Source organism: Natronoarchaeum sp. GCM10025321 (assembly GCF_042663585.1).
GTDB lineage: Archaea > Halobacteriota > Halobacteria > Halobacteriales > Natronoarchaeaceae > Natranaeroarchaeum.
In genome coordinates this window covers 161,993-175,292 of record NZ_JBHTAN010000006.1, presented here as the reverse complement: position 1 = coordinate 175,292, position 13,300 = coordinate 161,993, and the positions used below count along the sequence as shown (strand labels likewise).

At 63.2% G+C, this 13,300-nt stretch carries 13 protein-coding genes and 1 pseudogene; 7 read left to right on the top strand and 7 right to left on the bottom strand.

Annotation, left to right across the window (positions count from 1 at the left end; translation table 11 throughout):
* The first annotated feature begins 94 nt into the window (after nucleotides 1-94).
* A complete protein-coding gene (locus ACFQL3_RS03590; RefSeq protein ID WP_377051474.1) occupies nucleotides 95-535 on the top strand; it encodes a DUF7112 family protein in 441 nt (146 codons plus the stop codon).
* Nucleotides 536-553: 18 nt separating this feature from the next.
* On the opposite strand, the gene ACFQL3_RS03585 is transcribed toward ACFQL3_RS03590, so the two are convergent.
* The gene (locus ACFQL3_RS03585; protein ID WP_377051472.1) at nucleotides 554-1,537 is read right to left on the bottom strand and encodes a formyltetrahydrofolate deformylase; all 984 of its coding nucleotides are present in this window, start codon (nucleotides 1,535-1,537) and stop codon (nucleotides 554-556) included.
* A gap of 209 nt (nucleotides 1,538-1,746) precedes the next feature.
* Here ACFQL3_RS03585 and purS point away from each other — a divergent pair, with 209 nt between their 5' ends.
* On the top strand, nucleotides 1,747-1,998 hold the full coding sequence (gene purS / locus ACFQL3_RS03580) for a phosphoribosylformylglycinamidine synthase subunit PurS (protein WP_377051470.1): 252 nt from the start codon (nucleotides 1,747-1,749) through the stop codon (nucleotides 1,996-1,998).
* Between the two features lie 52 nt (nucleotides 1,999-2,050).
* A complete protein-coding gene (purQ, locus tag ACFQL3_RS03575) occupies nucleotides 2,051-2,731 on the top strand; it encodes a phosphoribosylformylglycinamidine synthase I (protein WP_377051468.1) in 681 nt (226 codons plus the stop codon).
* A 14-nt stretch (nucleotides 2,732-2,745) separates the two neighbouring features.
* On the opposite strand, the gene ACFQL3_RS03570 is transcribed toward purQ, so the two are convergent.
* From ACFQL3_RS03570 to ACFQL3_RS03560, 3 genes and pseudogenes are all read right to left on the bottom strand, one after another.
* A complete protein-coding gene (locus ACFQL3_RS03570; RefSeq protein WP_377051466.1) occupies nucleotides 2,746-2,943 on the bottom strand; it encodes a hypothetical protein in 198 nt (65 codons plus the stop codon).
* Nucleotides 2,944-3,023: 80 nt separating this feature from the next.
* Entirely contained in the window at nucleotides 3,024-3,320 is a 297-nt protein-coding gene (locus tag ACFQL3_RS03565; protein ID WP_377051464.1) for a hypothetical protein, read from the bottom strand.
* 27 nt (nucleotides 3,321-3,347) lie between these two features.
* Nucleotides 3,348-3,682 (bottom strand): annotated as a pseudogene (locus ACFQL3_RS03560) (peptide ABC transporter substrate-binding protein); the annotation flags it as partial.
* A 228-nt stretch (nucleotides 3,683-3,910) separates the two neighbouring features.
* Between ACFQL3_RS03560 and ACFQL3_RS03555 the strand changes: the two are divergent.
* Entirely contained in the window at nucleotides 3,911-6,172 is a 2,262-nt protein-coding gene (locus ACFQL3_RS03555) for a PAS domain S-box protein (RefSeq protein WP_377051462.1), read from the top strand.
* A 47-nt stretch (nucleotides 6,173-6,219) separates the two neighbouring features.
* Here ACFQL3_RS03555 and ACFQL3_RS03550 read toward each other — a convergent pair whose 3' ends face one another.
* Nucleotides 6,220-6,357 carry a hypothetical protein gene (locus ACFQL3_RS03550; protein ID WP_377051460.1) on the bottom strand — a complete coding sequence of 46 codons (138 nt, stop codon included), beginning with the start codon at nucleotides 6,355-6,357 and terminating at the stop codon, nucleotides 6,220-6,222.
* A gap of 135 nt (nucleotides 6,358-6,492) precedes the next feature.
* Nucleotides 6,493-7,563 (bottom strand): archaeosine biosynthesis radical SAM protein RaSEA, encoded by a 1,071-nt coding sequence (locus ACFQL3_RS03545; RefSeq protein ID WP_377051458.1) that lies wholly within the window; start codon nucleotides 7,561-7,563, stop codon nucleotides 6,493-6,495.
* A gap of 180 nt (nucleotides 7,564-7,743) precedes the next feature.
* On the opposite strand from ACFQL3_RS03545, the gene ACFQL3_RS03540 reads away from it, so the two are divergent.
* The 3 genes from ACFQL3_RS03540 (at nucleotide 7,744) to ACFQL3_RS03530 (ending at nucleotide 10,808) form a co-directional block, all read left to right on the top strand.
* Complete coding sequence (locus tag ACFQL3_RS03540; protein ID WP_377051456.1) at nucleotides 7,744-9,042, top strand: glycoside hydrolase family 68 protein; 1,299 nt, start codon at nucleotides 7,744-7,746, stop codon at nucleotides 9,040-9,042.
* Nucleotides 9,043-9,117: 75 nt separating this feature from the next.
* A complete protein-coding gene (locus ACFQL3_RS03535; protein ID WP_377051454.1) occupies nucleotides 9,118-10,023 on the top strand; it encodes an ABC transporter ATP-binding protein in 906 nt (301 codons plus the stop codon).
* Nucleotides 10,023-10,808 (top strand): ABC transporter permease subunit, encoded by a 786-nt coding sequence (locus ACFQL3_RS03530; protein ID WP_377051452.1) that lies wholly within the window; start codon nucleotides 10,023-10,025, stop codon nucleotides 10,806-10,808. The genes ACFQL3_RS03535 and ACFQL3_RS03530 overlap by 1 nt, the downstream gene beginning before the upstream one ends.
* Here the strand turns inward: ACFQL3_RS03530 and ACFQL3_RS03525 are convergent.
* A complete protein-coding gene (locus ACFQL3_RS03525) occupies nucleotides 10,805-12,988 on the bottom strand; it encodes a GH32 C-terminal domain-containing protein (RefSeq protein WP_377051450.1) in 2,184 nt (727 codons plus the stop codon). The genes ACFQL3_RS03530 and ACFQL3_RS03525 overlap by 4 nt on opposite strands.
* Nucleotides 12,989-13,300: the final 312 nt, after the last annotated feature.

Sequence of the window (13,300 nt, the reverse complement as noted above, 5' to 3'; positions counted from 1 at the left end):
TGTCGACCCCGTAGCCGCCGCGCTCTGCAGTTCATTGCTCAACCGACGGTCACCGACAGGGAGTTTATCAGTGATGCCGACCGAGTGATCACCGATGGCCGACCGTCTTCCCTCCGATCACGACTCGATCACGACCGTCAGAGCGACCCTGGTGCGCCGGGGTGGAACCTCCCGGGCGGCGATCGAACTGCCCGCCGAGTCGGGCGTCGAATACCCCGAAGGCGAGGTCGTTCGCGTCGTCCTCAACGGTGACGAGCGCCACGCCCGGATCACCGACTCCGCAAGCGGCCTCCGGATCCCCGGTATCTACGACGATCCCTCGTTCGCCCGCGACCCCGGCTCCGCACCGAACCGGCTCGTGGAGTGGATCGACGCCGCGGCTCTGGAACTCGGCGGCTCCGTGCTGGTCGACGAGATCGAACCGGAGTTCAAATACGGGATTCGGGAACCCGGCGACCGAGTGTTCTACGACGCGAGCGAATCGCCGGACGACAGTCTGGCGTCGATCGCAAAACGGCTCGAAGAGAACGGGTAGCCGTCCCGGAGATAATCGCTAGTCGTCCGCCGATTCGCTTTCGACGTCGGAGGTCGACTTCCCCGCGATGGCCTCGCCCAGTCCATCGACGGGCCGGTCGGGGTTGGCTTTGCGGGCTTCCTCGGTGAGACCGAGTTGGTAGTCCTCCGCTTTTTCGCGCAGACTCGTCCGGCCGCGGTGGACCGAGACGTCGTTGTTCAGGTGGAGCCGAACCGCTTCGAGCAGGGCGTCGGCTTCGAGAGGCTGACCACGCTCTCTCAGATCCTCGCGGATGGCGTCGTCGGGCACGTCGAACGCTCGCTGGGTGATGATCGGGCCCTGATCGAGATCCGTCGTGACGTAATGGCCGGTGACGCCGGCGATCCGGACGCCCTCCTGTATCGCCTGTTCGTACGCACGAGCGCCGGGGAACGAGGGGAGCAGGCTCGGGTGGATGTTGATGATCCGATCCTCGTACCGGAAGACGACGTTCGGACTGAGAATGCGCATATACCGCGCCAGTACGATCAGGTCGGCGTCGTACTCCCCGAGCAGGTCGAGCAGTTCCGCCTCGTCGGGGGTCCCTTTCTCGTCGCCGATGTCGAAAAAGGGGACGCCATACTGCTCGGCCACCGGCTGAAGGTCGTCGTGGTTGCCGATGACGACGGAGATGTCAGCGCCGAGCGTATCGTTGGCCCAGGCCTCGAACAGCGCTTCGAGACAGTGCGATTCCTTGGTGACGAGGACGGCGATCTGTTGAGTCTCCCGGTCGGCGGGGAACCGTGCCTGGACGTCGACCTCTAGTTCGTCGGCGAGTTCCTGCAGGTCGTGGCGGAGCTTTTGCTCCGTACAGACCATCTCCTCGGTGTCGACGGTCATCGTCATACGGAACAGTCCGTCGCGGACGGCCTGATCCAGATCCTCGATGTTGATCCCGCGCTCGAACATCAGCGTGGTGAACTGCGCGATGAGTCCGGTGGCGTCGTCTCCGATCACCGTGATCTCTGTCAGATCGTTCGTCAACGCGACCACCTCCGGGCGGGATCAGTTGCTTCCATCAGTCGAATCCTGAGCGGCGGCGGTAAAAAGGCTTGTTTTCGCCGATTTCCCGTGCCAGAGACGCGTTCGCAGGGGCGTCGTTCCCAGCTAGCGATCGGCCGAAAGTATCCACGTTCGTGGATACGCACGGCAAGTCACAAGTGTTTTTGCGCACGGACGTCCACGTACAGCCGATGACTGCCTACACCGCCACGGTCACGGTGCGGCTCAAGCAGGGCGTGCTCGATCCAGAAGCGGAAACGACCAAACAGGCGCTCGAACGCCTCGGCTTCGAGCTAGCCGAACTCCGCTCGGCGGACCGGTTCGAGATCGACCTCGATGCCGACTCCTCGGAGGAGGCCCGGGAGCGTGCCGAGGAGATGGCTGAGCGACTGCTCGCCAACCCGACGATCCACGACTACGACGTCGGCGTCGACGAACGATGACGGTCTCAGTCCCTATCACCGAGCCCGTCTCTCCCACTCGAAGGTGGTCGTTGTGACTGTCTCAGTGATCAGATTCGGCGGCTCGAACTGCGACCGGGACGCCATCCGGGCGCTCGATCATCTCGACGTCGACGCCGAAATCGTCTGGCACGAGGACGGCCTGCCCGAGGAGACGGAGGGCATCGTTCTCCCCGGCGGCTTCTCGTACGGCGACTACCTGCGAGCGGGAGCGATGGCCGCTCGCTCGCCGATCATGGACGACGTCCGGGCGGCCGCCGACGAGGGCACACCCGTCCTTGGCGTCTGCAACGGCGCACAGATCGGCTCCGAGTCGAGCCTCACCGCCGGCGCGTTCACCACCAACGAGAGCGCGCGGTTCCAGTGCGAACACGTCTATCTGCGCGTCGAGAACGCCGACACGCCGTGGACCGAGGCCTACGAGGAGGGTGACGTGATCGAGATTCCCATCGCCCACGGCGAGGGTCGCTTCGAGATCACCGACGACCGCCTCGACAACCTGCGCGAGACCGACCGCGTGCTCTTCCGGTACTGCGACGAAGATGGCAACGTGACCGCGGCGGCGAACCCGAACGGTTCGAAAGACAACGTCGCCGGCATCCTCGGCGAGGACGACCACGTCGCCGTGTTGATGCCCCATCCCGAGCGCGCGACGCTGCCTGACGTCGGGGCGACCGACGGACAGGGCGTTCTACAGGGCTTTTCGAGTACGTAACAGAGCGGGCCAGTTCACCGTGCGTCGTCGAGGGCGACCGCGGTACACACGTCCGCCGTGATCCACTCGGTTGTGATGCGTTCCGCACCGGGGCTGAAAAGCGTCAGTTCGTTCGGATCAACTGTGTTATCGTGCAGGAATTCTACCGAAGTGCTACCGATTTCTTCTGGAATATTCGTCTCCGGTTCCGAATCGTGTTCCCGTACGCTCATATATACGATATATGTTCAATACCGTATAAGCGTTCTGTCCTTATATCCATACATTCCTAAAACACTCTCCCGCCAGCATATTAATCGCTGTCCGGTGTCGCCCCCCCGTAGAGGTGACAGGCTGCGGGATGGTGCTCGTCCTGTAGCTGTGGCGTGGTCGTCTCGCAGACGCTCTCGTAGTGCTCCCGGAGCAGTGTCTCGGCCGCGTCCCACTCCTCGTCGGCGAGGTGGGTAAACGCCTGCTCGACGCGCGAGCGGTGGGGTTCGGACAGTGAGACGTCGAGCAGTCGGTCCGCGAGACGGTCGAAGAACTCCTGACGGTGTCGCTCGCGATTCGCTTCACTCCCTTCGGCCTCGATCCGCTCGCGGACGTTCATCACCGCCCGGAACTCCGCTTACTCGATGGCGACGTCGTCGGCGGTCAGGTCGTCGCCGTTGTAGAACACCACGTCGTCCCGTCTCCCTGGGCCTCCCAGTCCTCGACGACCCGTGCGAAGATCCCTTCGCCGAGCTCGAAGTCGAACAACGGCTCGTAGATGTGGTCGTACACGTCGAAGTAGTCCCCCGTAATGTGATCGAGCGGATCGATGGTGTCGGGGAACTGCGAGAGTGTAACAACGAACTCCACCTCTTCCTCGGGGTCCTCGGCCAGACAGCCCGCGACACTCGGGAGTGTCCCTGCTGCTACCCCGGATTTCAGAAACGCACGCCGGTCGAGACGACCAATACCGTGTGGCATATTTCTGTATCCGAGATTGATAATAGATGGCTAATTATCAGGTAGTAGTGAGTTATAACAGAAATCTATTATTTGAGAAATATACTTGCTGGTTAGATTGGTAGCAGCAGATAAAATAAGGTACGTACCAGTCAGTCGAAAATCATTTACTGGCAGGCGACACCGACAGGTCGGTCAAACATTAAAGACAGTGGCGGGCATTGCTCAAGCCAGACCGAGAGCTGTCACATGTCAGATAAAACCACGGCCATGGTCGTCGGACGGCCGGAGGCCGTCCGAGACAGGATCGAACACGCTCTAGAGACGTCCGCACTCGCGGTCGTCACCGACGACGGGTCGAATCTCCGTTCGCTGCTCGCGTCGACACGGATCGACTGCATAGTCAGTACGGCGGACACGGACAGTGGCAACTGGCAGCCCCCATTCGAGGCGAGTTGTCCGCGCCCTTTCGTGCTCTGTGCCCCGGACGACGATATCGACCTGGCCGCCGCACTCAACGCCGGCGTCGACGGTTACGTGAGTCCGGAAGAGATAGACACCGAACTCGTCGAGCGTGTCCGGGCCGCCGTCGACGCAGCACCGGAACTGGGCACCGGCGAGCGGAAGCGGGAACTCGAACGGCGCGACCTGATCGTCGAGACTGTCGGCGACGGGGTCTACTCGCTCGACACTGACGGCTGCTACACGATGTTGAACGAGGCCATCGCCTCGATGACGGGTTACTCCCGCGAGGAACTGCTCGGCTCGCACGTCTCGCGGCTCATGTCCGACGAGGATATCGAGCGAGGACGAAAGCTCATCCAGCAGATGCTCGACGAGGACGGCCCCGACGTGCAGAGCTACGAGGTCGAACTGATCCAGAGCGACGGCGAGCGGATCCCCTGCGAGGTGATCATGTCGCTGCTCCCCGGAGAAAAACGCTTTAACGGAACTGTCGGGTCGGTCCGTGACATCAGCGAACAAAAGCGCATGGAGGAGGAACTCCGCGAGCGGAAACGAAACGTCGAAAGCGTCCACAGGGCCGCCACGCAGTTAGAGAACACCCGGACCGCCGAGACGATCGACGACATCGCGCTCGACGCCGTCCTCGACGTGCTAGAAGTGGACGTCTGCTGTCTGCAGACCACCGACGACAGTGAGACCCGCTGGCACGCCCCAGCGGCTACAATCGACGGTGAGGAGTATCCCGCGGACGCTCTGGACGAGCAGATCCACGAGCGAACGGTTCGGGGGGACAAGACGTTCATCGTCGACGACCTCCACGAGCGCCGCCGACCGGCACAGCAGACCGCGATTCGATCCCTGCTCAGCGTTCCGGTCGGCGACAGCGGCGTGTTTCAGGCAGGGACGACCACCCCCGACGCGTTCAAATACGACGACGCGGAGATAGCGGAACTGCTCTTCGCGCACGTCGCCAATGCCGTCGAGCGGATCGACGTCGAGGCGAGGCTCGTGGACGAGCGGGACCGCTTCGCCGCCCTCTTCGAGAACGTTCCCGATCCGGTCGTGAGCGTCCGATACGAGGGCGACGTTCCCATCGTTCTCAAAGCCAACCCCGCCTTCGAGCGAACGTTCGGCTACGACATCGACCAACTTCGCGGGGAGTCCCTCGACGCGTTCGTCGTCCCGCCAGAGAGTGTCGAGCGGGCGGCCGAACTCAACGAACGCGGACGGCAGGGCCAACTCGTCGAAACCGAAGTCGAACGCCAGACTGCGAGCGGTCGGCGGAAGTTCCGCCTGACAGTCGTCCCCGTCGATCTGGGCGAAGACAGTCCGATCACCTACGGCGTCTACACGGACATAACCGATCAGAAACGACAGCGACAGCGTGTCGAGGTGCTGAATCGAGTACTCCGACACGACCTGCGCAACGGAATGAATATCGTCAAAGGCTGTGCCGAGATGCTGGAGTCAGCCGACGGCGACGGCCACGAGTACGCGAAGACGATCCAGCGACGCGCCGACGAACTGATCTCGCTCGCCGAAAAGACCCGTGCTGTGGAACAGACGCTCGAACGGGACGAGGGACAACTGGGTTCGGTCGACGTCGTCGAAACGGTGCAAACAACGGCCGGCTCTATCGAAGGGAAACACGACAGTGTGGAGCTGTCGCTATCGATACCCGACAGCGCGCACGCGAGAGCGGACGACATGCTCCGGACGGCGATCCGTCACGTTCTCGACAACGCCATCGTCCACAACGAGGGAGTAGCAAGCGTCTCTGTGGACGTCTCGACGGACGACCAGTACGTGACAGTTACTATCGAGGACGACGGTCCCGGCATCCCGAGGGCGGAATGGGAACTCCTCGATGATGACAGAGAGATCACGCAGTTACGCCATGCGAGCGGGCTTGGGCTGTGGCTCGTGAACTGGGTCGTCACGCAGTCGGGGGGTACCCTCTCGTTCGAGACGGACGGCGTCGACGGCACCCGCGTGATCATCGCTGTCCCGCGGGCGCTGGCGGACGAGGAACTCGAAGCCCAGTAGCTGTACCGAAAACTGGTACTGTTCAGTAGCGATGGCGCGAGCAGTCGCTACTGGCGGACCTCTGCTGGCGAGTCGGTCGTGATCCAGCGATCAGTCTCGGTGCCGTCGCGGAGTTCGAGTTCGCCGTCCGGGTGATACACCATCTCTGGCTCGCCGTTCTCCAGGTCTGACTCCGATTCGGTCATTGCGCTCCCCCTCGTAGCACGTTTCACACTCCATTATCGGGGGTATTCAGTACACGCCGCATACCTGATCGAACGAGGAGCGTACTCTCCAGCAGTGACCGTTTGGGTGGCCGTAGTCACCGGATACTCGATGCCCTACCGCGTGAGCGGACCGTTGTACAGCGTCTCCCGCTCGACGACGGCGTCCCAGGTTCGCTCACAGTCACAGGTCACCTGCTCGAAGACGCTCGGGTCCTGCCGGAGGTCGAAGTCCTTGATAGCGCGCTGGACACGGTCGTCGCAGTCCCCGCAGTTGTGCGGGCCGCGGTCGCTCCCGTGGCCGACCGGGTCCGAGACGACGATTGCGTCGGCGTCGGCCGTCTCTTCGAGGACGTGTGCGACGCTCCAGAGCCACGGCGGCCGGTAGCCGCCGCGGAAGTGGAGTTCGTCGACCATGGTGTAGCGCTGGACGTTACACGGGTTCATCGAGACGGTGTGGGCGTACTCGGCGCACTTCTCGACCGATCGGATCATGTCCTCGATGGCTTCGGACTCCGAGAGGAACGGCGGCTTCATCAGCAGATATGCTTTGATGCCCGCGCCCGCCGCCTCGGCCATCTCGCTGGCCTCGATGAACTGCTCGAACTCGAAGTACTTGTTCACGCAGTCCCGGCGCACTCGGTCGGTTCCCGTTTCGAGACCGACTGCGATATCCGTCTTCAGACCCTGTTCGGTGAAATCTTCGATCTTCTCGCGCTCGACGAAGTCGGGCAGGCTCTCGACGACGATCCGGTCCCGATCCGCAAAGGTCTCGGCGATGCCCTGGCGCGTCTCCGCCGGGACCTCGCGCTCGTCGAGGAACGATCCGCTCGTGTAGATCTTGATCAGTCCCGACTTCTCCTCGGCCTCGCTCGCCTCGTGATCGAGGCAGACGTCGATCTGGTCCATCAGCGCGTCGTGGCTCACACTGCCCCCCTCGACGCTCTCGGCGACGTAGCCACACATCGTACAGCCACCGGCCCGCGCCCACCGACAGCCGCCAGTGTTGAGAATGATCGTCAGGCTCTGGTAGACGCCGTCGGGCGTGTTGTCCTCGTCGATCCAGACCCGGGTCGGTTCGTGTGGGTCGTAGGTCGCGTCTTTCTCCGAGCGGATCTCCCGCATCACCTTGTTGTGGGCGTCCATGCCCTTCCCCTGCTCGTAGACTTCGGGGCTCGGCTTGCTCATTGAGGGATCGTAGCGGTGCAGGCGGTAAATCGGCTTCGGCTTGGCGAGTCACGGGGGCACCGACGAACCGTTCGACTCCGACAGCACGGCCTGTCAGGAATAGTGATAAGTTACAACGGCCGTTGTTACCAGCAGTCAAAAAACGGAACTGTTTTTTCCGCCCCGGGCGCACATCAGTGTATGAGAGATGAGACGATCGGCGGTTCCAGGGAGACGTCGACGCCCTGCTGGACCCGAGAGCAGGCGGCAGGAATCAAGCGATCGGACGCGACGGTCGCACCGATCGTCTACCCACCCGAGCAGGAGACCGACGACGACGTCCACATCTGGGATACGTGGCTACTCCGCAATCGTGACGGTTCGATCGCCGAAATCGACGGCTATCGCGTCATCTTCTCGCTGTCCGCGTCCAAAGAGCTACTGCCCGGCAAGCGCCACGACGTGGCGACGATCCGGTACTTCTACTCGGAGGACGGGAAGACGTGGACCTGCGGTGGCCCTGTCTTCGACGGCGATGCCTTCGGCTCCCGGCAGTGGGCCGGGTCCGCGCTCTACGACGACGATGGCACCGTTTACGTCTACTACACGGCCGCGGGCTACCGCGACGAAGCGGAACTGAGCTACCAGCAGCGCATCGCGGTCGGCGCGGGCGGAGCGGTCACCACCGATGCCGACGGCCTCTCCGTCGACGGACCGTGGTCCCACGAGATCCTGCTCGAACCGGACGGCGAGTTCTACGAGCGCGAAGAGCAGTCCCGCGGCATGATCTACACCTTCCGCGACCCGTGGTTCTTCGAGGATCCGGCGACCGGCGAGACGTGTCTTCTCTTCGAGGCGAACACGCCCGTCTCCGAGAGCGACAACCCCTACGACTGCGATGCCGTCCACGAGGAGTTCAACGGGAGCGTCGGCCTCGCCGTCTCGACGACCGGTGATCCGACCGACTGGGAACTCCAGGAACCGTTGCTCGAAAGCGTCGCGACGAATCAGGAACTCGAACGCCCACACATGATCGTCCGCGATGGCTCGTACTACCTGTTCGTCTCCAGTCACAAGCACACGTTCGCCCCCGGACTGGAGGGACACGACGCCCTCTACGGGTTCGTCGCCGACTCGCTTCGCGGCGAGTTCGAGCCGTTGAACGGCTCCGGGCTGGTCGCGACCAACCCCGCGAGCGCGCCGTTCCAGACCTACTCGTGGCTCGCCTATCCGCACAGCGAGGAGCTACTGGTCAGCAGTTTCTTCAACTACTACGACCTTCGCGGACTCTCCCTCGACGACGTCGCCGGGCTTCCGCCCGTCGAACAGCAGCGTCGCTTCGGTGGCACGCTCGCCCCGACGCTCCGGATCGAACTCGACGGGGCGGAGACGCGAATCCTCGGCGCGCTGGAGCACGGCCACCTCCCCCTGAAGCGCGAGGCGCTCCCGAGGCTTCTCACCGAGTACCGGCTCTCGGCCGACGACGGCGGCGAGTACTGACCCACCTGGTCCCCCACCCCAACTTCGTATCAGCCTACCCGTATAATCAAAAGGTGTCAGAGAGTAGCCTCCAGTATGGGAGCTATCGAACTCGACGGTCTGACGAAGGACTACGGAGAAGTCCTCGCCAACGACGACCTCACCTTCGAGGTCGCGACCGGCGAGATTTTCGGCTATCTCGGCCCGAACGGGGCTGGCAAGACGACGACGATACGGACTCTGCTGGGCTTTATCTCCCCGACTAGCGGCTCCGCGCGAGTGCTCGGCCACGACATCACGGACCGTTCGGCCCTCATCGAGGCCAAACGCCGGATCGGCTATCTGTCCGACGAGCCGGGGTTCGACGAAGACGCGACGGGCACGAAGATTCTCGACCTGCACGCCGCCGTCAAGGGCGACGAGCGCCGGGACGAACTGATCGAGTTGTTCGAGCCACCGCTCGATCGGCCGGTTCGTGATTACTCTCGGGGGAACGTCCAGAAGTTGGGTCTCGTTACGACGTTCATGCACGATCCGGATCTCGTCGTACTGGACGAGCCGACCAGCGGGCTCGATCCACTCCTGCAACAGCGCTTCGCAGAGTTCCTCCGCGAGGAGAAACGCGACGGCGTGACGGTGTTCTTTTCCTCACACGTCTTGAGCGAAGTGCGCCGACTCTGCGACCGCGTCGGCATCATCCGTGAGGGTCGACTGGCGGCGATCGAACCGATCGACGCGCTGCTGGAACGGACCGGCAAGTCGGTCAGGATTCACGCCGACGAGTCGATCCCGCTCGACGCCCTCGACGTAGCGGGCGTCCACGACCTCGAAACGGCAGGACGAGACGTCGACACGGCCGATGCGTTCACCGAGTGTACGTTCACGTTCACCGGCGACATCAACACGCTGTTGGCCCACCTCGGCGAGTACACACTGCTCGACCTGTCGATCGAAGAGGCACCGCTCGAAGACGTCTTCTTGCAGTTCTACGGTGAGCGCTAATGTTCGAGTTCCTGCGGTACGACGGTACCAAGCGGATCAGAGGCAGTATCTATCTCTCCGCCGGGATGGCCGCGCTGGCGGCGATGGTGATCTGGGTCTACCCGTCGTTTAGCGATTCTTTCGACGGTGACGAGCTACTGGAGGCGTATCCGCCCCAACTCATCCAACTGTTCGACGTCGAAACCATGGCGTCGATCGAGGGCTTTCTCTCCTTCGAGCTATACGTCTTCGGCTGGGTCATCCTGCTCGGACTGTATATGGCCTACAGCGCCGCTGGCGTGATCGCCGACGAGGTCGATCGGGGTCGGATGGACACGCTGCTGGCGATGCCGGTGTCGAGACCGCGATTGCTCGCGGAGAAGTTTGCCTCGCTGGCCGTGCCGATCGTTCTCGTCAACGTGCTCGTCCCGCCCGTGATCCTCGTGAGCGTCTGGCTGATCGACGAGTCCATCGCACTCGCCGCGCTGGCGGCGATCCATCTGTTTGCGATCCCCTATCTGTTCGCCTGTGCGGGGATCGGCCTGCTCTGTTCGGTCGCGTTTGACCGGACGGGAGTCGCCCAGCGGGTCGCCCTCGGCGGCACGTTTGCGCTCTTTCTCGTGGATTCGTTGCTCGAAGGGACGGAGTACGAGGCGGCCGGCGCAATCGCGCCGATGCGCTATTTCGATCCGAACGAGATCCTCCTGAAGAACGTCTACGATCCGGTCGGGGCGGCAGTCCTGATCGGGATTACCCTCGTGCTCGTCGGTGCCAGCACGGTCTGGTTCGTCCGAAAGGACGTCTAATCGGTGCGCGCGGCGACAGCCTCTTTCGACATGGGGCCGCCCTCGCCCCACGCTCGGCCGAGTTCCCAGACGTCGAACTCCGGTAGCTCTACTGTCCCGCCCTTCGCGTGGATGGAGAGCATATCGCTGTCGGCGCGCGTGGGATAGATCCGCGTCGTCAGGCAGTGCCGGTCGTTTGCGAACAACTCGACGACCGAGCCATCGACGAACAGTCGGAGCGAGAGGGGTTCGTCGATCGGCGAGATCGGCATCTGATCGGGCATTTTAGAGGTATGATCGTCGAGGCTGGAGTGGCTCCGGTCCACGACGAGTTGGCTGTCGCGCGTGTATCTGATCGGTGTCTGTTCCTCGCCGTCCGGCGATTCGCCGATCACGATCTCGAAGGCTTCGGCATCGTCGAGTTTGATCTCGGCCGATAGCTCGTACGCCATGCCGCTCGTGTCGAGCGTCTCCCATTCGCCGCGAAGCGATCGGCCCCCCTCGTGGACGTGTCGCTCGCGCAGCGATTCGAGTTCGGCTGCCGGGCGCTGGCGGAGGGTGCCGTCGTCGGCCAGTTCGATCTCCCGAGGGAGCGAGAGCGCGCCCGACCAGCCCGCGTCCCACTGGGCGCTCGCGTCTCTGGCCTCCCAGATCCAGCCCCAGGTCAGAACCCGTCCGTCGTCTGTCCGAAGCGACTGTGGTGCGTAGAAGTCGCCGTAGTCGAGTTGGCCCGTGCGCTCCGTCTCGAACTCGCCGTCCTCGTACTCCCCGAGGTAATATCTGACCTCGTCGTAGTTCGAGATGTGGAGTAGCTGTTTCTCGCCCAGGTCGAGCAGTTCGGGACATTCCCACATCGAGCCATCAGTTTCCGGATCGCCCGTGAGGATCGGCCCCTCGTAGTACCACTGTCTGAGTTCGTCGTCGCTCGAGGAGTACAGCAGGGCGGTGCCACCGCCGTCCTCGACGCCCGAACCGATCAGCTGGTACCAGGTATCGTCCTCCTGCCAGACGTTGTGATCGCGAAACTCTACTGCCCAGTCGTCGGTCGACCGGAGCGGCGGGTCCACCGGCAGGGTGTCTATCACCGGGTTTTCCGGGTCTTTCTCCCACGAATCGAGTCGCTCGTCGGTCGCAGTGGCCAGACACGGAAGTTGTAGGTCACCGCGCCCGCCGGTGTACATGATCCGGACGGTGCCGTCGTCCTCGAACGCACACCCGGACCAGCAGCCGTCCCGATCCGGGCCGTCGAGCGAGGGCGTCAGCGCGACGGGCCGGTCCTCCCAGTGGACCAGGTCCTCGCTGACAGCGTGGCCCCAGTGGATCGTGTCGTGATACGGCCCACCGGGATTGTACTGGTAGAAGACGTGAAACTCGCCGTTCCAGTGGATGAGTCCGTTCGGGTCGTTGAGCCAGTTCGCGGGCGACGTGACGTGGTACTGCGGTCGGTGGGGGTCGGTCGCCAGCGTCTCGCGCATCGTCGTTAGCTGTTCGACGTCTTTCGGTCGACCCTCGGTCAGGCGTTCCTCGCCATCCAGTACCGACAGGAGATTGCAAAGGAGCGCCGTCCGGTTGTAATCACAACGGTCTGTGGTTTCGCCGGCGAAGGTCACTGCCGTCCCGAGTCCGGCGACGTCGCCGTCGCCGACCTGCCAGCCGATCAGCGCTGGCTGGTGGGGAACGTCTTCTTTCGCACGGATCGTACTCGCCAGCACGTCGCCGTGCTCTGGCAACACCGCGTCGTACCGTGCGAACTGCTGGGTGCCGTGTGCCGAGCGGGTCGGAAGACGGAGGTCTTCGAACCCGCCGAAGACGGGCCGGTCGGCGTAGATCGATTTGCACAGGAGTCCGATCTCGTGTTCCGGTTCGACCTCGCCAGTCGCGTCCGGGGCAACGGGGTCGATCCCCAGCGGTGCGACCGCTTCGACTGCCCGGAGTGAGAGCAACAGGCCGCCCCCGTCTTCGACCCACTCCGAGATGGGGTCGATACAGGCGTCAAGCCGCTCGGCAGTGTCGACGGTCTCGTTGCGGTGCCACCACAGGACGTCGTAGCGTGACAGCGAGACCGTCCCCTCTGCAAGGTCGCCGAAACTGACTCGGTCGGCCTCGATCCCGGCGTTGGTCGCCCAGTTCAGCGCGGCACGCTGTTCGGGTGACGGCTCGTCCGCCAGTAGAAACCCAACGGAGTCCGGAAGATCGTTCATCTATTGGGACTCAGACGCCAGAGCGTAATAGATGTGGCGACACAGAACCGTCTTTCAGGGCCTCTACTCCCAGTATGCGGGTTTTACGGTCTATCGCGCTGAGTTCGTTCGCATACGCTCACCGGCTGATACGGCGGCGCGTGGTTGCCGAAGAAGTTTACAATATATGTAGTAAACATCTATATAACCGATGCTGACCAGCCCCCTCCCGGTTGGTACGCCGCCCGCATTGGATATCGTTGAGCGGTATCGGTTCGGCCCACGAGATATCGTGCAAGATCATTCATCCCGGAGACACACGCAGACGATCGG